Below are 21,233 nucleotides of genomic sequence, written 5' to 3' on the forward strand. Positions count from 1 at the left end.
GATATAACGCCCGACCCGGACGATCCATGATTGCAGCCAAAGACAATGTTTTAAAGAGACAGGATGCCGGTCAGCAGGCCGTCGTCTCCGCCCGTGGCATCAAGGTGCATTTCGGTGCTGTAAAGGCGCTCGATGGCGCCGACCTGACGGTTCATGCAGGCGAGTGCATCGGGCTCGTCGGCCATAATGGCGCCGGCAAGTCGACGATCGTCAACGTCATCAACGGCGGCCTCAGCCCGCACGAGGGCAGCGTTACCTACGAGGGAGATGACAGCGTGCACGGCATCAACGCAGCGCGCGCCCACGGGATCCGCTGTGTCTTTCAGGAATTGTCGCTCGCGCCCAATCTCACCGTCGTCGAGAACATGCGGGTGGTCCATCGCGGCCTTGCCGGCTGGAATTGGCGGCGGCAGGCGGCGGCAATCGTTCGCGCCAAGCTCGGCGAAATTTTCCCTGGCCACAGGATCGACGTCATGCGGACCGTCGGCGAGCTCTCGATCGCCGAGCGGCAGATGGTGGAGATCGCGATCACCTTTTGTGCTGTCGGCGAGAAACCGAAGCTGGTGATCCTCGATGAGCCGACCTCCTCGCTCGATGCAGGACTGGCCGCTCAGCTGATGACCTATGTGCGCAGCTTCGTGCAAACAGGCGGGGCGGTTATGCTGATCTCGCATATTCTCGGTGAGATCCTTTCGACCGCAAGCCGAATTCTGGTCATGAAGGACGGCCGCGTCGTCGCCGATCGCATTGCTCAGGATTTCACCGTCAACAGCCTGGTCCAGGCAATGGGCAGTGTTGTCAAGGAACAGGACCGTAAGCGCAAAAGCGCGGAGAATGCCACATCGTCTCCTCTGCTTGCACTGCCGGCGCGGGGAGGAAAGGGCCTTGGCTTCAATGCCCGCAGGGGCGAAGTGATAGGACTTGCCGGGCTCGCCGGCCATGGCCAGACCGACATGCTGCTAGATCTCCATCGCTCGCTTTCACACAACTGGCTGCCGGGCAGGCAAGGCAATATCGCCTTCGTCGCCGGCGACCGGAGCTTGAACGGCACGTTTCCGCTTTGGAGCATCCTGAAAAACCTCAGCATAGCCTCGCTCAGCGATTTTTCGCGTCTGTCGGTCATCGATCGCGGGCGTGAGGATCGTCTTGGAGCGGACTGGAAGGGGCGCATCGAAATCCGTACGCCGACGATGGCGAACGGCATCTTGTCCCTGTCCGGCGGCAATCAGCAGAAGGTTTTGTTTGCCCGCGCCTTGGCCACGACGGCGCCGATCGTGCTGATGGACGATCCCATGCGCGGTGTCGATATCGGTACCAAGCAGGAGGTCTACAGGATCTTGAGCGACGAGGCTTCGTCCGGCCGAACGTTTATCTGGTATTCGACCGAGATGGACGAAATCCGGCTTTGCGACCGCGCCTACGTCTTTTGCGACGGCGCTATTGTTGCGGAACTGATTGGAGACGAAATCACGGAGGAAAATGTGCTGGCGGCTTCCTTTGCCGGGGAGGGCGCATGAGCCGTCCGTCTTCCGCTACCCTGCGCCTGCTCATTCCGGCGCTATCGCTTGCCGTGCTGCTCGCCGCGGTCTTTTATCTGCAGCCGCGCGCCATGAGCTATATCGGCCTCAACCTGCTCTTCAATCTCGCCGTGCCGATTGCGCTTGCGACGATCGCGCAGATGATGATCATGTCGGTCAACGATCTCGATCTGTCGATGGGGACCTTCGTCAGCTTCACGGCCTGCGTGGCGGCGACCTATCTGCAGTCGGCGCCGCTCATCGGGATCCTCATTCTGGCGGCCGCAATTGCCGTCTATGCCGCGATTGGCATCGTCATCTATATCAGGGATCTGCCCTCGATCGTGGTGACGCTCGGTATGAGCTTTGTCTGGGGTGGCTTGGCGGTTCTGCTATTGCCGGCACCGGGCGGTACCGCGCCCGACTGGGCGCGCTGGCTGATGACTTCGAAGCCGCCGCTAGTCCCCATCGCGATCATAGCCAGCATCGTCATCGCGCTGTTTGCCCATCTGATCGTCATGCGCTCCTCTTTCGGGGTGCTGATCCGCGGCGTCGGCGGCAATCAGCGGTCGCTGCAGCGTGCTGGCTGGTCCGTCGTCAGACTGCGTGCCGCGGCCTATGCGCTGGCGGGCTTATTCGCCGTATTGGCCGGTATTGCGCTGGTTGGGCTGACCACCTCGGCGGATGCGAATATCGCGCTGCGCTATACCTTGTTGTCGATTGCCGGCGTCATCCTCGGCGGCGGAGAGTTTACCGGCGGCCGTGTCTCGCCCGTCGGTGCCGTCATCGGCGCACTGACATTGACCCTGGCGGGCTCCTTCCTGTCGTTTCTGCGGATATCGCCCGACTGGCAGATCGGAGCGCAGGGCGCCATCCTGATCATCGTGCTTGCCCTGAGGCTCTTGCTCAATCGCGTCGAAAAGCGGGAGAAACAATCATGATCGCGCTTGCCACGCTCGGCCGCAAACCCTGGATCTGGTCCTTCATCGCCACAATCGCGGTGTGGATCATCACCGTTCTCTTTACCGGCGGCGCCAGCTCCGTCGGCCTGTCGCAGGCGGCACTCACCTTTGCGGCATTCTCTGTCATCGTCGGCGTCGGGCAGATGTTCGTCATCACACTCGGGCCTGGCAATATCGATCTTTCCGTGCCGGCGACCATGACGCTTGCCGGTACCATCGCGCTGAAACTCATGAATGTCGAAGACAGCATGATCGTGCCGGGCCTGCTAGTGTCGGTCGTCATCGGCCTTGGCATCGGGATCGGCAATTATGCACTGATCAAGCTGCTGCGCATTCCGCCGATCATCGCGACACTCTCGATGAGCTTCATCATTCAGTCGACCGCCATCTGGAGCAATCGCGGCCTGCGTATCAAGCCGCCCGAATATCTGGCCGAGTTTACGACATCGGGGGTATTCGGCATACCAAATGTCGCCATCGTCGCCCTGCTGCTGTCGGCACTTGCCTGGATCCTCCTGGAGAAGACGATCTATGGGCGCTGGATCTCGGCGATCGGCCAAAGCATGTTCGCGGCGCGCATGGCCGGTATTCCGGTCGACGGAACGAGGCTTGCGACCTATGTGCTATGCGCCATTCTCGCCTCGATCTGCGGCTATCTGCTCGCAAGCTTCTCTGGCGGTGCCGCCCTCAATATGGGCGCGGAATATCTGTTGATGTCGATTGCCGTCGTCATCATCGGCGGGACGGCTGTTGCCGGTGGCGATTCCAACGTGCCGGGCATATGGGGTGCCTCGCTGTTCATGTTCCTGGTCGTCTCCATGTTGAACACTTACGGTTTCGGCGCAGGACCAAGGCTCGTTCTGACCGGCCTGATCATCATTGCCGTCATTCTCGTGGCTGGCGGCCGCCCCGTTGGCGGGCGCTGAACTCTCTCCCAAAAGACCCCTAGGAAAACTGCGATGTCCAACGACGCTCCTCCTTCCCTTTACGAAATTTACGACACGCGCTTCCGCAATCTGATCGTCCCGAGCGCCGGTCTGGAGGAGCTTTATTCCGATTGCCGCTGGGCGGAGGGGCCGGTGTGGTTTGCCGATGTCGGATGCCTAATCTGGAGCGACATTCCCAACGAGCGCATGCTGCGATGGGTGCCGGGCGGGAATGTCTCGACCTTCCGCTCACCCTCGAACTTCGCCAACGGCAATACGCGCGATCGCCAAGGGCGGTTGATATCCTGCGAACATGGCGGCCGCCGTGTGACGCGTACAGAGATCGACGGCTCGATTACCGTGCTTGCCGAGAGCTATAAAGGCAAGCGTCTGAACTCGCCCAACGACGTGATCGTCCGCTCCGATGGAACGATCTGGTTTACCGATCCGACCTACGGAATTCTCTCGAATTACGAGGGTTATAAGGCGGATCCGGAGCAGCCGACCCGCAACGTCTACCGCCTCGATCCGTCGACAAAGACGTTGGACGTGGTGGTGGATGACTTCCGCCAGCCAAACGGCTTGGCCTTCTCGCCGGACGAGACGAAGCTTTATGTCGCCGACTCCGCCGCAAGCCACGACATCAGCGCGCCCCGCCACATTCGCGTCTTCGACGTCGTGGACGGCAAGAAACTCGCAAACGACCGCGTCTTCTGCAACATCGACACCGGCATTCCGGACGGCTTCCGCGCCGATGTCGACGGCAATATCTGGACAAGCGCAGGCGACGGCGTTCATTGTTTTGCAGCAGACGGCAGCTTGATCGGTAAAATCAAAATACCACAGACGGTTGCTAATCTTACATTTGGCGGCCCGAAACGGAACCAGCTTTTCGTTGCTGCGACGCGGTCGCTTTATCGGGTCTTCACGACGGCAACTGGGGCGCAGGTACCCTAATTGCATGTAAGTCGCTGCGATTGGTGCCTGCAAGCTTTGATGGCACCTAATACTCCCCTCGCGGTGGATGTAGCGTAAGCTGCAGGTCCCGCAGACCGCGGCTGCCGTCTCGGTTCCCGGTTGCGGCGACGGCGGTGAAGATGCGTTCGGCGTCGTCGTACATTTTCAGATTGAGATAGCAATATCCGCGCAGCACCATCAGGTCGACGCGTTCCTGCTGCAGTTGCGCTCGCTGGTCGAGATAGAGCAAAGTCTCGTGATAACGCTTGCCCTCGAAGGCCGAGAGCGCGCGGTCGGCCAGTATGGCGACCTGCAATTCGGCGGCGCGCTGGTGGTTCATCGGTGCCTTGGTGGCGGCGACGGCCGCATCATTGGTGAGGCCTGCCCGCAGATAGGCCAAGCTTTGCCCATAGGCTGCCTCTTCGCGCGACTTCGGGTCCGGGTTGTTCAAGGCGACGCCAAAAGCTTCGACGGCTTCCATGGGCCGATTGAGGTTCATCAGGCACCAGCCACGGGAAAGAGCATTGCCAGGTGTCAGCAACTGCGCATTGATGGTGGTCTTGCATCCAGCCGTGTTCCGTGCCGAGCGGGTGGCGACCCGGATGCTGGTCTGCGGTTCAGCATAATCCTGAGACGGCGCACGACGAGCGGGCGCGATCGGTTGGTCGGGCATCTGCGCGTTGACGTAGGGCCGTGTCGCCGGAGGCTGAGGTGCAGCCTGGGAGACTGCTGGCGGCACATTCTGCGCTGTGCCTTGCGGCATCGATGTTTGGGGCAGAGTTTGTGGTGTCGACGGTCCGGCCTGGCTGGGCGATGGCAGCGGTTCCGATGCCGGCGTGCGTGGGGCTGGCTCGCCGAGCACGGCGATGCGTTGCGAGCGACCGGCCCACAACCTCTGAATTTCGGCAACACCCAGCCGGTCGTTCAATTGATTGCGGGTGATGGCAAGGCCGTAGGCGGAGGGTTCGTCGTCCGGCTTCCAGCGCAAAGCGGTCTCGAACCAGCGGGCAGCGGCCTGCGGCTGGTTCATCAAACGCGCAAACCACCCGAATTGCTGGGCCGTCGGGACATATTTCTGCTTCACGACTTCCGCGGCAATACGACCGAGAACATCTTCACTGAGATTGGCCGGTGGTTGCAGCGCAATCAGATTGGCGGTTGCCGCAAGATAGGTCGCCATCGCATCCTTGGATTCGTTTCGCCACTTATACATGGCGTCTTCGGCCTCCTGCGGCTTGCGATCAGCGATCAGCACCAGCGCCAAGCCCTGTGAGATCGTTGCCGAATCTTCCTTCTCGTGGGCGGCCTTGAACCATTGCTCGGCGTCTGAATAATCGCTTCGGCGCAAGTAATACCAGCCGAGGAGCGCATCATCGGAGGCGAGACCTTGGCTGCGGGCGACACGCTCGACTTGGGATAGATAATCCTGCGATACAGTCAGTTTGGGATCGTCATTGCCCTGCGCAACGAAGCGGCGAGCCAGATCAATCCTTATGCCGTCGAACTCCCGTCCGCCATTGCCGTCTGGCCTTTCAAGAGCCAAAAGATCCTGCATTGGCTGATAGGGCAGGAGGGCCGCCGCCTTCTGGATGGTCGCGAGCCTTTCCTGCGGATTGGTGCAGGTCTTCAGGATATATTTGTAGGCGTCCTGGCCGCGAGCTGCGCGATCCGTGCGGACGAAGGCTTCGGCAACGCGCCAGAGAACATCGATATCACTGCAGGTCAACAGGCTCGGCGTTTTGGCGCCGATGTCGATTACGGTCTGATATTGCTTCAGATCTGACGCGTTGACGAGCCGGGTGCGGGCTTCCGCGATATCGAGCCGCTCCAGCAGATCGGCGGGCGGCTGCCATTCAGCTTCGGCAGCCTGACGGTCGGCGACAGCCTTGCGCACCTCGGCATATCGGCCTTCTGAATAGAGCTGCCACATGGCTTCGAGCTGCTTGTCGCTGTTTTGCGGGATAGCCAGCGGATCGGCAGGCGGCCTCCAATTCGGGTAGAGCGCCTGCAGCCGAGAGATTTCGGCCTGCAGTCTGGCCTTGTCGCCCCGGCTTGCAAAATAGCGCAATGCGCTTTCGTCGACCTTCGGCTGATTATCGACAGCTTGCGCCGGGTTTGTCTGTTGAGCTGACGGCTGCATTGATTGCGGCTGCGCCTGCTGTTGCGAAGCTTGGGCGATTGCGTCGGTGGTGCTCTCACTTGCCGGCTTGGAGGGTGGGTCAGAGAGAACAGCCGATGGTGCAGCCGCCTGTATATGGTCGGCGAGTGCTTGCAAGTCGATCGGCTTTCCGGAGCTACTATCGGCGACGAGTATCGCCTGCGGTTCGAGGCGCGCCGACTTTGCCAGCTTGATCTTGTCTTCCGGCGAATCGTGATCCTTCGTCGCGAGCGTAAACCCCGCCACGGCGACGGCCAGGAAAGCCATGATCAAGGTGGACTTTATAAACACTCCGGATGCTTCTCCGTGACGAAAGCCAGGCTCAACAGCTGCAAGGTGGCCGGGTAGTAAAGTGATGGCGTGAACTGCCGAACCGAAGCAGGCAGTTTCGTACCGCTCACCACACACGCCACAACATCGTTAACAATTCTATAACCCGCGTCGGGAAGCATGTCCTTCGGCTTGCCGGTCGTCAGATCGATCGTGGCCGGCTCATCCTCCGCGACGGTCATTCCCTGCTGCAGACGCGAAAGCAGCGCCTTGTCGTCGACCCCGGCGCGGGCTAGGTAAAGCGGGATCCTGACGCTATTATAGCCGAATTCCGCCTCGAAGCTCTCCGCCGGTTCCGGTTTCGCCTTGAGACTGACCCAGTCGGCAGGAAGCTTGCGCGGGCCAAATTGCAAGGAGCGCAGCAGGGCAAGGCCGTCGTTGCTGAGCTTCTGCCAGCGATCGGAAGGCACCAGCAGCGCCATGACAGGGATTGCTTCGAAGACCCAATAGGATGGATTGACGATCGGCCCGTCTATGCGCCCCGGCGGCCGATAACCCTCCGCGCCTGGGACAAGCAGCGTCGTCCCCGCGGACGTGATAACAAGATGGGCAAGGATGGATCTCGCCATGCTTGCGGCCGCCTGCAGGTAATCCCTGTTGTTCCAAGCCGAACCCGCCAGGGCCAGTGCGTAGGCAATCAGCAAGTCGCCGTCCGAGGCATTATTCGTGTCTGCCACATGGGGGATGACGGCCGGATCCCATTTCCAGACGGCAAGCCCGTCATCGCGCAGCAGCAGCTCCGTGCGGGTAAAATACCAGATCTGTTCGAAATCGGCCGGATTGTTGGCCAGGTAGGCAAGCAGCATGCCGTATCCTTGCCCCTCGCTATGGCTAATGCCGCCATTGCCGTTGTCGATGATGCGACCATTCACATCGAGGAACTTCGCCTTGTAGGCAGCCCAGGCCTGAGGATCGATCGCCGCTCGTTGAGCGGCAGCCGGCTGCGCTGTCGTCAATATGGCCACGCTGCAGATAGCAAGAACAAGGCACCAAAGCTTCATTCGCGCCTGCCGATCTTGGAAAGAACGCTTGCCGTGCTCACGCCGAGCAGGAAGGAGCCGATAACGAATAGCAAGGCATAGGACAATATGTTGCTGGAAAGCCAGTTTGCGGCAATCAGCCGATAATTCGTCAGCGACCAGGGCTGGGAGACGACAAAGCTGAATCGGCTCACGGGCACCGTGTCGATTTTCCCCGTCTTGCCGGAATAGACCGTGATGCGACCGCTGATCTGGGACCAGGTATGCTGCGCGCTCATCGCCTCGGCGCCCGCCCGCAGATCTCCGGCGCTGGGCGCGGTGACGACGGTCCAGGTTGCGTCATTGGTCGGATTTGCCTCCTGGGCGATCAGGAAGCTGTTTGCATTCGATGGTGTGAACATCTGTTCGGAGCTGGGAATAAAGCGCAGCGAGCTCAGAGTAATGTCGAAATTGCGATGCATCCATTGCTGGAAGTTCTGCATCTGCCCCTGCAACATCCCGCCATTGATGCGCGTGCGCCAATCGGCGATCGTCACGGAAGCTTCCGGGATATTGCCCTGGCCAGGGGCGGGCGGACGCCAGGCGACCTGGCTCGCAGCGGAGATGTTCATTTGCGCAAGGATTGTCGACGGCAGCTGCGAAACGGATCCTATGAACAGCGCACTACGGGTGCCGACGGTATTCGGCGAGGCGGTCGGTTCGAAAGGGATGGGGTGACCGGCGGTGAGCGCCATCTGGCCCAGGAGCGTTGCGGTCGCGGACAAGGTGTCGGCATCCGGGCGGTCGATGAAGAGCGCGGCGGGCTCGGTCTCGCGGCTGTAGGGGTAGCCTGTGCCGGCAAGAGCCGCCAGATTCGGGCGCTGTGCGATCCTCGCGAAATCCGGCACCGTGAACTGGCTCGTGTCGAATAATGCAAATCGCGGTGTCGTGCTCGATGTCGCGGCAGGCGCGCAGGCGGTATCCTCATCGGCCAGCAACATGGCTTCAAGTGTGATGGTGTTCAGGCCCGGCTTGAAATGGCGCATGGTGATGCGGATGGGCAATTGCCGGAAAATGCCGCCCCCCGTCGCTGTGATCGGCTTGGTCGTGGCGATGCTGCCATTGACGTAGACGTCGATATGGCTGCCCGGCCGCACATCCTTGGCATAGGCCGCATCCAGCAGGATGGTCGCCTCGCCATAGGCATTCGCATAGAAATCGGAGGGGATTGCCACGTTGAAGCTGGTATGGAAACGACGGCCGGAGAATTCTGTCGTCCTGACGCCCAACTGCTCGAAGGAAAGGCTGGTGCCCGAATAGATCAGCGGCGCGTCGGGTGCGGACCATCGCTGCGTTACCAACAGATCCCGGCGGATGCCTGGCGCGCGTTCGGTCGGCGACACCACCAAGTCGATCGCAGACGAGATCGCCTGCCAGGAGGGGCCGCTGACAAGAAGAAGCTGTTGACCGCTGCGCGGGTCTGTCGCAAAGGCCGCGAGCGCCCCGTTTTGGGCTGCGGCCGGAACGGTAAAGATGGGCTGCAGCTCCGCTGGCGTGCCGACGACCACAGTCATTTTGCCGGGGCCGGGCGTGGGGAGGGCATCCGTGCCGAATGAAAAGGCCTGGTTCGGCATTCCGCTCAGAAGCGCCAGTCCCTGTGCCAGATGCAGGATCGGCTTGGTCGTCTCTGGTTGAGCCAGGGCTGGCACGACGAGATTGAATTGCGTCTTGCCGGTGCCGTCGATACCGATTGCGCGGATGGCATCGGTCGTCGACAGTTTCTCCGCGTCGCGGCCGGCAAAGCTGAGATAGGTTCTGGCGGGATCGATATCGGACCAAAGCTCGTAGGTCGACGCAATGTCACAGTCGACGCGATGGCGTTGGGTCGCCTCGAAGGTCAATAGATTGGCGCCGGGTTGCAGGAGCCCGCGCGGAATGTCGAAGCTGATATCGGACTCGTTGTCCGAGGAGCCGATCTGCTGCTGATGGACGGCGCGGTCGTTCACCAGAACGGTGATCTGCGATGCTTCGGGAGCGACGACAACTGCATTCTGATAGGCAAAGGTGAGTTTCGCCGGGGCTGCCGCCTGCTCGGGCGTCAGGTAGATCGACCAGGACTTGCGATCGGCCTCGCCCTCCAATCGCAGCTTTGCGAAGGGAACGATATAGCGGCGGAAGGCCGAAACGTCGTTGCCGGCGGTCGCCTGCTTTATCTTTCCCGCCGCTTGTGGCGTTGTCTGCCCGGGAGCAACAGGCGGGACTGCCTGTGGCGCAGAGGTCTGCGGCGTAACGGCCGGCGGCGTCACGACCAAAGGTGGGGCGACCTGAGGAGCCGCGGTCTGAGGTGCGATGGTTTGAGGAGTAGTGGCCGGAGGCGCTACTGTTTTCGGGGACTCCCTCTGCGGCGCGGTTTGCGGAATAATAATCTGAGGTACCGTTGGCGTTTCGCCTTTCGGCCGCTCACCAGACATGTCGAACGGCGTCGTCTGTGCCTGTGCTGTGACGGCGCCAAGGAGAAGCAGGAGGAGAGGGAGGGCGCGGTTCATCAGCTTCTCGCCTTCGCATCCCGCCGCTGCTGCGTGCGATCCGAGCCCACACCTTTGAACAGATAGAGCAGGCCGCGGCTGGTCTGATAAAGCGACATGCTCAGGAACCAGAAGGTCCCGCGGATGATGCCAGGATTGCGCCGCCGCGCCTGCTGGAACTTCGTCCATTGATCGGAATTGGCAAAGACGAGATCGGCAATCAGGCGGTGGTCGGCAGCGCCCTTCGGAATATACTGGCAGCCAATGGCGGTGATATCTCCCATCTGTTCGATATTACGGACGATCACCGACAGGGTCACCATCTCGGCGCCGCTATGGGGCTGGAAGCGTATGGTTGCTTCTGAGCCGACATTGACCGGCTCCAGATCCTTGTTGAAGACATTCAATCTCGCACCGTGGACGGAAACGTCCTCGATGGAAGCGGAATGCCACCGGCCATCGATCCCGAACTCGCTGCGGCGATCGACCCGCACGCGCCGTGAAGACGCGCGCTCGCCGCGTTCCGAGACGACGCCAAGCGCACAGCCGGAAAGAACGAGATTGATGACGTTCCAGCCGCCGACGACAAGCGTAACGTCGGCCTTATAGGGCTCCGCATAGACGCGGTAGATTGTGACCGCCAGCGCGATGATCTGAACGGCGAAAATAACGAAGAACGGGCGACTGATTTCCGAAAGCCGGCTGACGGCGATCGACTCGTCCTTGGCAGTGACCTTGAAGGTCGGCTTTCGGGGATTGAGCATGACCGAGATAACCGCCGGCAATAGGTGCACCGTTTGGACATATTCGTAAAGCTCGGAAATCCAGGGCCAGCGGAACGACCCATAGAGGTAGTTCTGCATCATCAGGTTCACGAGCATATAGGCAAGCGTATAGGCGAGAAACTCGCTGCCCGATGCCGTGAAGATCTCGAGATCGAAGAAAAGATAGAAGAGTGGCGCAAACAGGAAGATGACGCGCGGAAACGGAAACAACCAGAATAGCGTCGACGACATGTAGCAGAGCCGCTGCGGCAGCGTCAGACCGCGCTTCAGGAGTGGGAAGCGGAAGCGCAGAATCTGCATCATGCCCTGCGCCCAGCGGCTGCGCTGGCCGATGAAGCTTGCGAAGGTTGCCGGCTGCAAGCCCGCAATCAGCGGCTTATCGACATAGATGCTGTTCCAACCTGCACCATGAAGCGCGAGCGCGGTTTCGCAATCTTCCGTGATGCTGATGCCGCTAAAGCCATTTTGCGATTGCAGCGCCTTGCGGCTAAGCACGGCGGCCGAACCGCAAAAGAAGGCGGCATTCCATTTGTCGAGACCGCGCTGGATGATGCCGTAGAACATCTCGTTCTCGCTCGGCATGCTGTCGAAAGTGCGCAAATTGCGCTCCAGCGGGTCTGGATTGATGAAGAAATGCGGGGTCTGAACCAGAAAAAGCTTCGGGTCGTCCTCGAAGTAGCCGACGGTTTCGCGCAGGAAATCACGCGCAGGCGCGTGGTCGGCATCGAAAACCGCAATCAGGTCGCCGTTCGAATGCTCCAGTCCGTTGTTGAGATTGCCGGCTTTGGCATGTTCGTTGCGGTCGCGCGTCAGATATTCGACATCGAGATCGGCGCAGAGCCTCTTGAGTTCGTCATGGCGTGCGATTGCCGCCTGCGATTCCAAAATCTTTGTCGAATTGCGCTTCTGCAAAGTGCCGCCATCGTCGAGCAGCCATACCCTCAGCTTGTCGGCCGGATAGTCCATCGCCTTGGCGGAGGCAAGCGTGTTGGCCAGAAGATTGGTGTCTTCATTATAGGACGGAACGAAGACATCGACGCTCGGGAAGTTCTTGGTTTCGGAAGCGCGCTTAGTTCGTGGCGGCAGCGGGGTGGCGACGATGAAGAGGCTGAGCATCAGCATCGCTACGTTGTACATTTCGGCGAGATAGAGCAGTAGGCCGGGAATGAAGTTTTCCGGCTGGTTGATGGGGGGTATCGTATAGGACGTGCGCCAATAGACATAGCGCAGCACGATGGCGGTGCCGAAGGCGAGTGCCACCAGCCGCCATGTTCCCTGACGCTTGAGGATCTTGATGATCGCCATCAGGGTGACCACAACGGTGCTGGCAATCAGCTGGGTTTGAAGGTTGACCGGCAAGGTTATAAGGACGATCCCGCATAGCGCTATCACGGCCCATATCAAGATGCTGCGTGCAGTCTGCATCGGTGTCCCTTCAAAGGTATTGCCAGACGCCATCCTGGCGCCCCAAGCGGGCCGCTGCTAGCGGCACCCCTGAGATATGCCAGTTGCCCCGTTACAGTCCGGTAAAGGCATGATGATTTTGCTTGCGGTATTTGCGGGCGGCTGTGCGGCCGATGAACTGCCGCCGCTTCCACCATTTGGCTGCGATGGATCTGCCTGACCATCCGGCAACGGCACGCGCGGTCCGATCATCGGTGGCATCGCTGGTGCCGCTTGCGGCTGAGGCTGGCTCACCACCGGCGGGCGCCTGATTACCGGACGCGTTGTGACGGAGGAGGGCTGATAACCGATGCTAATCGGCGCCGTGCGGTAGGGCGTCGCGTCTGGATAGACGAGTTCGCCCGGTTTGCCGAGAACGGCATCAGCACCGCGCGGCGCGCCAAAAGGGTTAAGCGCGGCGCCGGCAAAATGGCCAGCGATGGTATAGCCGTAGACGGTGCTCAATAGCTGGCGTTCGCTCGCGTGGGCGTCGCAGAGCCGAATGCGTACCTGTACCATGCCAAAATTGCGCTGCTCCTGCTGTGGGGCAAAACCGGCCTTCACTTGCTGCCAGGCGTAAATACATGTATCGCCCACCCGGCTCTGGCCGGAGGCATAGCCGAAGGGACCGTAGTTATTCTGGACGAAAGTCGCCGAGCGGGCGAGCCGAACGCCGGGTACTACGGTCGCCATTTCGCGGGCGATCACGCGGTCTTTGATCGTATCGAACGGCCGGCTTCCGAGCCCCGGATTGGACCCTGTTATGCCCTGAAATTGGATCTTGAGGAAGTTCTGGCCTGAGACGGAAGACGAGGTGGAGAGCGCGATCGTCTGCTCGACATCCTTGCCATGCCTGCGCTCGACCACGTTTATGATCGCCGGTCCGCCTGGCGGCGGAAATGCCAGCGCCTTGTCACTCGTGACCGTTTCCACGCCGATCGATTGGCGAACCTGGCCGGTTGTGGAGCAACCGGCGCCGATGCAGGCCAGTATCATCAACGCTATCGTCTTTGAAAAATGCATCTCTTAGATCGCGGCAATCCCGTGTGGTGACATTCATCGGCAAATCGCGCGACGATCGTTGGAATCAAGTCTTTGTGTCTACTATAACAAATAAAGGCGACTATGGTTAACCGATGGTTAATTTTGGCCGATTGAGATGCCGTAAGAGGCCAGAAATGCACATAGAATACGCCCCTTCGCGTGAATGCACGAAAGGCGATGCCTGGTCGGAGATTAGGCTGCAACTTCAGGCCGCAAGCCTATGAATATCAGGTGGATTTCTTTCTTCGAAATGCGATCTGCACAGCCCGGTTCAGCGCTGTAGGGAGGACCGACATGTGGTTCTCTCCGGCATATTCCTCAAAGGTTATCGTTCCTGTGGATGACGCCGGTTTGGCCCATCTCTCAGCCATGTCGCGGGCGAGTTCTATCGTGCGTGTTTCTCTTGCCCGTTCCTGTCGCTTTTGCTCTTCGGCTGTACCCTTATGGAAGGGCGCCAAGGTCTCGCCTTCATACTGACCGGCGGAAAGATGCAGTTCCATATCGAACGGCTCTTTGTGCCTGTCGAGGAATTCTCTCTCCATCGAAAGAATAGTGGCATCTTCCCAGTAGATCGCCGGGCTTGCGGAAATCCAGCGACTGAAGGCGTCGGGTTTGTAAAACAGCGCGTAGAGCGTGAATAGGCCGCCGAACGAATGGCCGAAAAGCGTCTGGCGCGAACGGTCGACCGGGACCTGCCGTTCTATCCAGGGCTTGAGCTCTTCTTCGATGAGCGCCAGAAAGCGTTCGCTGCCGCCTGTCTTCACATCCGGCGTATCGGGAAAAAACGGGGGATAGACCCGCCCGGGTGGCGGGCTCAAATCCCAGGAGCGGCGAAGCGGATCATATGGCTCGTCCGTGGGATAGCCGATGGCGACGATGACGCCTTCGGCAACATTGGTCCCGTTCGGATAGCTCGCCTGCACCTTCAGCGCGTCGACAGCGGTGGCAAAGCAGGCATTGCCGTCGGTCAGATAAAGGATCGGCCAACCCTCGGGCGGTGCCGGCTTATCGGGAGTGTAGAGAAATATCCGGTGCAGATGCTCGGCATTGTCAAATTTCAGGTCAGCAAATCTACAGCCGGGAAGGGTGACCGGCGCGAGCTTGGCGGCCGCGTTCTGCGACGAATTGTGCGACATGGCCTTCTCCGGCTGACCGATTATGCAGGGCGCTAACGCAACAGCGCCCATATTCAAAAAGATGATGAGAATTCTCATATTATGGGCAATGCGATCTGGCAAGCAGGCCAAATAGCTTGTTAAGCGTAATTTCAGGCGTGCTCCGCCATGCGCCATATGGCCGACGGAGCCGTTCTGCAACATGCGAGTGGAATTCACCAAAAATATGACTCGCACACTCATGTATTCTTGACGCCGGCTGTAAGTGCGGACTAATTTGCGCCATCTTTTTCAAAAACAGGTAGGCGAAAAGGGCTTATGAAGCAGGAATTCCATATTCATATCAGGTATTTAATGCGTAAGAGATTCCAGCTTGCGAGCAGCGCTACGGCCCTTGCAACAATGTTTGCCTTGAGCGGAAATGCCTTTGCGCAGGACGCAACGGCTGATGCGAACAATGGAAATGCCACGCAGCTCGCGCCGATCATCGTCAGTGGCCAGTCGAGTGACTCAAGCGACAACACGACTGTCGCGGCAAAGAAGAGCAGGGGCGCCACCAAGATCAATACGCCGCTCGTCGAGACGCCTCGCTCCGTTTCGGTGGTGACCAAGGAGGAGCTCGAACAGCGTGGCGCTCAGGATATCGTCGAGGCGGTGCGCTATTCCGCAGGCGTTCAGACCGGCTCCTATGGCTTCGATCCGCGCTTCGACCAAGTCTATATTCGCGGCAATGATGTCACGACCTCCGGTGATTATCGCGACGGGCTGCGGCAGCCCTATATGAACTACGCCATGTTCAGGACCGATCCTTATTCGCTCGACCGTGTCGAGATCATCAAGGGGCCGGTATCCGTGCTTTATGGCGCCGGTTCGCCCGGAGGTATCGTCAATAAGATATCGAAGCTGCCGACCGAAGAGACGATCAGGGAAGTCGGTGTTCTCTATGGAACGTCGGATCGTGCCCAGACGATGTTCGATTTTGGCGGCCGGGTCAATCAGGACGATGACAACATGCTGTATCGCATCGTCGGCCTGGCCCGAAAGGGCGACACCAATTTCGATATTGCCGACGATCGCTATCTGATCCAGCCATCCTTTACCTGGAAACCGGATGACACGACGAAAATCACCGTCTATGGCTCGGCGCAATCCACGGAAACGGATGCAAATGTCGGTGCCATGATCGGCCCCGATGGCAATGTTCTCGATTATCGCGATAGCGATCCGGACTACGATTATCAGAGAACCAAGCAGCAGCAGGTCGGCTACCAGTTCGAACACGAGTTCGACGGCGGCTTCACCTTCCGCCAGAACCTTCGTTTTTCGCATCTTGATCTGAAGTCGCGCTATCTCGGCACCTACAGCTGGGTTGGAGATGTCGCCCAGCGCGGTGCGACGGCAATTGGCGACAAGATGAATGTCTTCCAGGTCGACAACCAGCTCGAATCCAAATTCGATACCGGCCCTGCAGCCCATACCATGCTGTTCGGGCTCGACTATACCCGCATGAGCGATTCATTCGCATATGGGATGGATGCAACGACCAGCCCCGCCTATGACTTCGATATCGACAATCCGAGGTATGGAGTATCGGGGCCGACGCCGGCCTATAATTTAAGTCGGGTCAATGGCAGCCTGCAGCAGTTCGGCGCCTATGCCATGGATCAGATCGAACTCGACAAGTGGCGCTTCACGCTTGGCGGGCGCCAGACATGGGTCAAGCAGTCGACCGACACCACCATTGTCTCCACCGATACGACAACCAAAGACAGCTTTAACAAGAATGCGTTTTCCTACCAGCTCGGCGCGCTCTATCTCTTCGACAACGGCATTGCACCCTTCGCTAGCTATTCCACCTCCTTCAATCCCGTCACGCAGCGGTCCGCATCCGGCAGTATCCTCGATCCGACCAAGGGCGAACAGTACGAGCTTGGCGTAAAATACCAGCCGCCGGGCACCGACATTCTCCTCTCAGCTGTCGCCTATCATCTGGTTGAGAAGAACAAGCCGGTTCTGGTCGACCCGCTGATGGGCATCTATGCCTCGCTCGGTGAGGTGACCAACAAGGGGATCGAACTGGAAGCCAGGGCCAATATCACCGACGGCTGGGATGTGGTTGCGGCTTATGCCTATAACCACTCCGAAATCACGCGCGGCGACAATGCCGGAAACGCACCGGCCGTGACCCCCCAGAACATTGCCAGCCTATGGTCGAACTATACGTTCCAGGATGATTCGGCTGCAAAGGGGCTGACCGTCGGTGCCGGCATTCGCTATACCGGCGAGACCTATACCAGCACGGCAAACACCGACAAGAATGATGCGAGCGTCTATCTTGATGCGGCCGTGTCCTACGACTTCGGCGCGGTCGATCAGAAATACAAGGGCCTCACCGCCTCCGTCGACGTCCGCAATATCGCCAACCGCCGCCTGACGGTCTGCAACGAGGGCTATTGCTACCTCGGGCAGGGCCGCAACATCACGGCGTCATTGAAGTATCGCTGGTAAGCTTTTCGGGGCGCCGGGTTTTGCGCGGCGCCCTCATTATTCCGGACGGTCGGCAGCAAAGAAGCCAGCCCCCGTCTCTACATTTTCCTTTCAGCTTCTTGCCAGCCAAAATCCAATCGCTCTTTCAGCACGTCGACTTCTGCAAGTGCCGCTCGGCGACCGCGTGCCGGACTTTAGCGAGCGACACAGTTCCATCCGTTTGATTGGCTGTTCCGAAGGACGCACCGGAAAGTCGAGCTGTTATCATAGACCACTATGCCGCTCTGCGCCGCTTCATCAGCAATATCAGCAGCAGCGGGGTGCCGATGAGCGCGGAAACCAGGCCGGCGGGCATCTGGTAGGGAAAGGCGATCATTCGGCCGAACCAGTCCGCGAGTACCATGAGGCTGCCGCCGGCGAGTGCTGCACCCGCAAGCTGGGGTGACGCACGCCGCAGACCGAGCTCTCGCGCCAGATGCGGCCCCATGAGGCCGATGAAGCTCAAAGGCCCGACGACAAGAGTGGCGGCCGCTGTGATGGCTGCTGCAAGAGCAAAGAGGCACGCGCGGGCAAAGTTGACGCGAATGCCGATCGCCTGGGCTGCCTGAGCCCCAAGCGGCAAGAGGTCGAGCCAGCGATGGGCCAGAAAGGCAAGCGCGAGGCCTGCCGCCGCCGCCATTGTTGCGGAGATTGCCTTCGGTATGTCAATGAGATAAGTCGATCCGCTCATCCATTGCATCACGATCATCGCACGCGGATCGCCGCTCGCGGCCAGCACGCTGATGAAGGCATCCAGCATGGCTCCGAGCGCGATGCCTGTCAGAAGGACCCGTTCCGGCGCGAAACCCGACCGGATGCCGAACAGGAAGATGGCAACGAGGACCGCGAAAGCGCCGAGACCGCCGAAGCCCAGTTGGGCGGCCATGCTGGGAGCAGGCAGAAGGAAAAGAGCGGCGGTGACGCCTAGGGTGGCGCCCGCCGAAATACCCAGAACCTCCGGGCTTGCCATCTCGTTGCCACTGAGCCGTTGCAGGATTGTACCGACGACGCCAAGCATCGCGCCCGCAGCAAAGGCACCGACGATGCGTGGAAGGCGATAAGGCAGCACGTCGAGCAATTGGGAATAGGCAAGTAGCGTCCATGTCCCATCCGGTGCGCGCCCGAAGAAGACCGCGCCGGCTAGGAGAAGGACGAGCGCGGGAACTGATGCAAGCAAGAGTACGCGCGGTGCGCGCGGCGTTCGGTTCGCATTCTGAGAGGGAGACGGCGCGCTGCGTTGCCCAGCCTTCAGGCGCGGCAGCATCAGGAGCAGCAATGGCGCGCCAAGCAACGCGGTGATGGCACCCGTCGGCAGGAAGGTCGAGGAGGCCCCGGAAAGCAGCACGAGAACCTCATCGGTCAGCAGCAGCAAGCCTGCGCCGATGAGGGGCGACCAGATGAGCTGGCTCTTCATCCGTCGGGCGCCGGCAAGCTGAGCGATGCGCGGCGCGATGAGGCCGATGAAGCCGATAACACCGACGGCGCTGGTGACGATCCCGGCAAGCGCAATTGCAATGCAAACGGCAGCAATACGCGTGCGCTTGACCGATAGGCCGAGTCCGCTTGCGCCGCTATCGCCAAGTTCCATGAGCGCTAGCGGCCGCGCCATCAGCAAGGCCGCGATAGAAAGGATGGCGATTTTCGGGAGAAGGGAAAGCGGAATGGTCCAGCTCTGCTGCGCCAGCGATCCGGCACCCCAGATGAAGAGGCCGGAGAGATAGCGATCGTTCATCAGAACGAGAATGGCGGCAAGCGCTCCGCTCCAGACGCCGACGATCAGGCCAGCAAGCACAAGCGCCAAGGGCGAGAAGCCCCGTCTTGCACCGATCAGGAAGACGACGGCAGCGGCAGCGGTGCTGCCGAACAGGGCAACGGCATCGCGGCTGAGACCCTGAAGAGCGGGAAAGACAAGCATGACGGCAACAAGCGCAAGATTGGCGCCTGCGGAAATGCCAAGTGTGGAGGGAGAGGCGAGCGGATTGCGCAGCACCTGCTGGAGCAGGCTTCCCGACAACGAGAGTGCGACACCGGCCAGCAAGGCGGTGACGATCCTCGGCAGGGTCGAATAGACGAGCAGCAGGCGCTGCGGATCGTAACCTGCTTCCTGCTCGAACAAGCGTGAAAGGTCAGGCGCCAGTTGATGCCAGGCAAGCAGGCTGGCGAGCACGAACAACATCAGCGCCACGGCTGGAGCACCGAGGACGTTATTTCTTTCGGCGCGGATCATGCGAATGTTTCCAGATGGTCAAGCAATATGCGCGCGAAGCGCTCCGCTTCCTGCACCATGCCGAACATCAATGTGCCCGGCAGCACGGAGACGCGCCCGTCCCTAACGAAAGGGAGGCTGGTCCACAGCGGACTATTCTGCAGATTGTCGAGAACGTTCGGCGGCAGCAGTGGTTCGAATGCGATGAGGCGCAGGCTTTGATCGAGCGTCGCCAATTGCTCCAGCCCGATCGTCTCGAAGCCCCAGTAATCGCCCGGCCGGGTCCAGGCGTTTTTGAGGCCGATCCTGCTCATGACGTTCTGGTAGAGGCCTGCGCCGCAATAGATGCGGGCATGGCGCGGGTCGACGAAATTGATGAGCGCCAACGGCGGAGGGTTGAGCTTTTTGACGCGGTTTGCGCAGTCGTCGAAGAATTGTTCCGACCGGGCAAGGAATTCTTCCGCCCGTTGCCGCCGGCCGATGGCGTCGGCCAACCGACGCGTCGCCTCGATGGAGCGTGGCAAAGCTTCGCTGCCTTCGGCATAGATCGTCAGTTCCAGGACGCGCGAAATTGCCTCCAGTTGCGGCTTCAAAGGCGCGAGATAGGGCGTCGTCAGGATCAGCGCCGGCTTGACGCTTGCAAGAACCTCGAGATTGATCTCGCTGGTGGTGCCGAGATCGATGACACCACCAGGCATTTTCGGTTCGACGACCCAAGTGTCCCAATCGGCGAGCGAGGCGATGGCGGCGGGCGTGACGCCGAGCGCCAGCAGTGTCGACGCCAGGCCGTAATCGAGGGAAACGATCGGCCCTGATATGGTTTCTGCAGCCACTCCCGCTTGCGGAACGGCAAAAAGTGCCGCAGCGGCAAGCAGCGTGCGGCGGGAGAGCATCAGGTTCTCGAAGCTGCTTTCAGATGACATAGGCAAGCGGCGTTCCATGCACGGGATGAGCGGTGACGCCCATATTGGTGCCGTAGATCGTATTGAGCGTTTCGGCCTTCATGAGGCTCGGCGAAGGGCCTGCTGCAATGAGGCGCCCTTGCTTCAGCGCATGCAGATGATCGCAGAAATGTGCCGCGACATTGATATCGTGCAGGACGAGAATGACGCTCAGATCCTTCGTCCGGCAAAGCTCGCGCACGAGCCCGAGGATTTCCATCTGGTGGGCGATGTCGAGTGCAGATGTCGGCTCGTCGAGCAGCAGGCAGCGGCTGTCCTGAGCGACGAGCATGGCGATCCAGACACGCTGACGCTCGCCGCCGGAGAGCGTATCCACCATGCGGCCTGCCAAGGTATCGACATGCGTCAATCTCATCGCGGTCTCCACCTTCTCCCGATCGAGATCGGTGAAGCGCCCGAGCGCGCCATGCCAGGGATAGCGCCCGCAGGCGACAAGCTCCTCGACGGTCATGCCGGCAGCGGAACTGGTGTCCTGCGGCAGATAGGCGACGGCGCGGGCAAAGGCGCGCATGTCGTAGGAGCTGGCGGCTACGCCATCGAACAGGATGCGCCCGCCGGTCGGCTGAATCTGCCGGGCCAGCAGTTTGATCAGCGTGGATTTGCCGGAGCCGTTATGGCCGATCAGACCGGAAATCTCGCCCGCCTTGAAGCTGATGTCGAGCGGGTGAAGAATGCTCTTGCCGTCGATCTCGAAACGCAGGCTCTCTGTCGAAAAAACCGTTGCGTGATTTTGATCGTTTCCGGCGATCCTATCGTTTTTCATTATCATTCCTGCTGAAGCCCACCGGCTCCCTAAAATTTCGGTCACCGGTGAGCGA

General features: G+C 60.1%; 14 protein-coding genes. 5 read left to right on the plus strand and 9 right to left on the minus strand.

Annotated features, from left to right (window positions below):
- The first annotated feature begins 26 nt into the window (after positions 1–26).
- Genes ACYJRZ_RS16160 through ACYJRZ_RS16175 form a run of 4 tightly spaced genes read left to right on the plus strand, consistent with a single transcriptional unit; the run spans position 27 to position 4,362 of the window.
- Entirely contained in the window at positions 27–1,517 is a 1,491-nt protein-coding gene (locus ACYJRZ_RS16160; RefSeq protein WP_459460432.1) for a sugar ABC transporter ATP-binding protein, read from the plus strand.
- On the plus strand, positions 1,514–2,458 hold the full coding sequence (locus ACYJRZ_RS16165) for an ABC transporter permease (RefSeq protein ID WP_459460434.1): 945 nt from the start codon (positions 1,514–1,516) through the stop codon (positions 2,456–2,458). Before ACYJRZ_RS16160 ends, ACYJRZ_RS16165 begins: the two co-directional genes overlap by 4 nt.
- Positions 2,455–3,405, plus strand: coding sequence for an ABC transporter permease (locus ACYJRZ_RS16170; protein WP_459460436.1), 951 nt, complete (start codon positions 2,455–2,457; stop codon positions 3,403–3,405). Before ACYJRZ_RS16165 ends, ACYJRZ_RS16170 begins: the two co-directional genes overlap by 4 nt.
- 33 nt (positions 3,406–3,438) lie before the next feature.
- Entirely contained in the window at positions 3,439–4,362 is a 924-nt protein-coding gene (locus ACYJRZ_RS16175) for an SMP-30/gluconolactonase/LRE family protein (RefSeq protein ID WP_459460438.1), read from the plus strand.
- Between the two features lie 46 nt (positions 4,363–4,408).
- Here the strand turns inward: ACYJRZ_RS16175 and ACYJRZ_RS16180 are convergent, their stop codons facing one another.
- The 6 genes from ACYJRZ_RS16180 to ACYJRZ_RS16205 all read right to left on the minus strand — a co-directional run bounded on the left by ACYJRZ_RS16180 (position 4,409) and on the right by ACYJRZ_RS16205 (position 14,742).
- Complete coding sequence (locus ACYJRZ_RS16180) at positions 4,409–6,811, minus strand: cellulose synthase (RefSeq protein WP_459460440.1); 2,403 nt, start codon at positions 6,809–6,811, stop codon at positions 4,409–4,411.
- Complete coding sequence (locus ACYJRZ_RS16185; RefSeq protein WP_459460442.1) at positions 6,802–7,851, minus strand: glycosyl hydrolase family 8; 1,050 nt, start codon at positions 7,849–7,851, stop codon at positions 6,802–6,804. Before ACYJRZ_RS16185 ends, ACYJRZ_RS16180 begins: the two co-directional genes overlap by 10 nt.
- On the minus strand, positions 7,848–10,355 hold the full coding sequence (locus tag ACYJRZ_RS16190) for a cellulose biosynthesis cyclic di-GMP-binding regulatory protein BcsB (RefSeq protein WP_459460444.1): 2,508 nt from the start codon (positions 10,353–10,355) through the stop codon (positions 7,848–7,850). The genes ACYJRZ_RS16185 and ACYJRZ_RS16190 overlap by 4 nt, the downstream gene beginning before the upstream one ends.
- Positions 10,355–12,544 (minus strand): UDP-forming cellulose synthase catalytic subunit, encoded by a 2,190-nt coding sequence (bcsA, locus tag ACYJRZ_RS16195; protein ID WP_459460446.1) that lies wholly within the window; start codon positions 12,542–12,544, stop codon positions 10,355–10,357. The genes ACYJRZ_RS16190 and bcsA overlap by 1 nt, the downstream gene beginning before the upstream one ends.
- Positions 12,545–12,601: 57 nt before the next feature.
- Entirely contained in the window at positions 12,602–13,585 is a 984-nt protein-coding gene (gene bcsN, locus ACYJRZ_RS16200) for a cellulose biosynthesis protein BcsN (RefSeq protein ID WP_459460448.1), read from the minus strand.
- Between the two features lie 248 nt (positions 13,586–13,833).
- Positions 13,834–14,742 (minus strand): alpha/beta hydrolase, encoded by a 909-nt coding sequence (locus ACYJRZ_RS16205; protein ID WP_459460450.1) that lies wholly within the window; start codon positions 14,740–14,742, stop codon positions 13,834–13,836.
- A gap of 333 nt (positions 14,743–15,075) precedes the next feature.
- Between ACYJRZ_RS16205 and ACYJRZ_RS16210 the strand changes: the two genes are divergently transcribed.
- Positions 15,076–17,229 carry a TonB-dependent siderophore receptor gene (locus ACYJRZ_RS16210; RefSeq protein WP_459460452.1) on the plus strand — a complete coding sequence of 718 codons (2,154 nt, stop codon included), beginning with the start codon at positions 15,076–15,078 and terminating at the stop codon, positions 17,227–17,229.
- A 253-nt stretch (positions 17,230–17,482) separates the two neighbouring features.
- Here the strand turns inward: ACYJRZ_RS16210 and fhuB are convergent, their stop codons facing one another.
- The 3 genes from fhuB to ACYJRZ_RS16225 are packed head-to-tail and all read right to left on the minus strand — an operon-like array spanning position 17,483 to position 21,178.
- On the minus strand, positions 17,483–19,474 hold the full coding sequence (fhuB, locus tag ACYJRZ_RS16215) for a Fe(3+)-hydroxamate ABC transporter permease FhuB (RefSeq protein WP_459460454.1): 1,992 nt from the start codon (positions 19,472–19,474) through the stop codon (positions 17,483–17,485).
- Entirely contained in the window at positions 19,471–20,346 is an 876-nt protein-coding gene (locus tag ACYJRZ_RS16220; protein WP_459460622.1) for an iron-siderophore ABC transporter substrate-binding protein, read from the minus strand. The genes fhuB and ACYJRZ_RS16220 overlap by 4 nt, the downstream gene beginning before the upstream one ends.
- 19 nt (positions 20,347–20,365) lie before the next feature.
- Positions 20,366–21,178, minus strand: coding sequence for an ATP-binding cassette domain-containing protein (locus ACYJRZ_RS16225; RefSeq protein WP_459460456.1), 813 nt, complete (start codon positions 21,176–21,178; stop codon positions 20,366–20,368).
- Between the last annotated feature and the right edge of the window lie 55 nt (positions 21,179–21,233).

The organism is Rhizobium sp. No.120, from assembly GCF_054558365.1.

Bases quoted from the DNA above. Each gene is read 5' to 3' on its own strand.
- ACYJRZ_RS16205 (WP_459460450.1), bottom strand. From the start codon at position 14,742: ATGTCGCACAATTCGTCGCAGAACGCGGCCGCCAAGCTCGCGCCGGTC.
- ACYJRZ_RS16220 (WP_459460622.1), bottom strand. From the start codon at position 20,346: ATGCTCTCCCGCCGCACGCTGCTTGCCGCTGCGGCACTTTTTGCCGTT.
- ACYJRZ_RS16175 (WP_459460438.1), top strand. From the start codon at position 3,439: ATGTCCAACGACGCTCCTCCTTCCCTTTACGAAATTTACGACACGCGC.
- ACYJRZ_RS16190 (WP_459460444.1), bottom strand. From the start codon at position 10,355: ATGAACCGCGCCCTCCCTCTCCTCCTGCTTCTCCTTGGCGCCGTCACA.
- bcsN (WP_459460448.1), bottom strand. From the start codon at position 13,585: ATGCATTTTTCAAAGACGATAGCGTTGATGATACTGGCCTGCATCGGC.
- bcsA (WP_459460446.1), bottom strand. From the start codon at position 12,544: ATGCAGACTGCACGCAGCATCTTGATATGGGCCGTGATAGCGCTATGC.
- fhuB (WP_459460454.1), bottom strand. From the start codon at position 19,474: ATGATCCGCGCCGAAAGAAATAACGTCCTCGGTGCTCCAGCCGTGGCG.
- ACYJRZ_RS16225 (WP_459460456.1), bottom strand. From the start codon at position 21,178: ATGAAAAACGATAGGATCGCCGGAAACGATCAAAATCACGCAACGGTT.
- ACYJRZ_RS16170 (WP_459460436.1), top strand. From the start codon at position 2,455: ATGATCGCGCTTGCCACGCTCGGCCGCAAACCCTGGATCTGGTCCTTC.
- ACYJRZ_RS16185 (WP_459460442.1), bottom strand. From the start codon at position 7,851: ATGAAGCTTTGGTGCCTTGTTCTTGCTATCTGCAGCGTGGCCATATTG.
- ACYJRZ_RS16210 (WP_459460452.1), top strand. From the start codon at position 15,076: ATGCGTAAGAGATTCCAGCTTGCGAGCAGCGCTACGGCCCTTGCAACA.
- ACYJRZ_RS16165 (WP_459460434.1), top strand. From the start codon at position 1,514: ATGAGCCGTCCGTCTTCCGCTACCCTGCGCCTGCTCATTCCGGCGCTA.
- ACYJRZ_RS16160 (WP_459460432.1), top strand. From the start codon at position 27: ATGATTGCAGCCAAAGACAATGTTTTAAAGAGACAGGATGCCGGTCAG.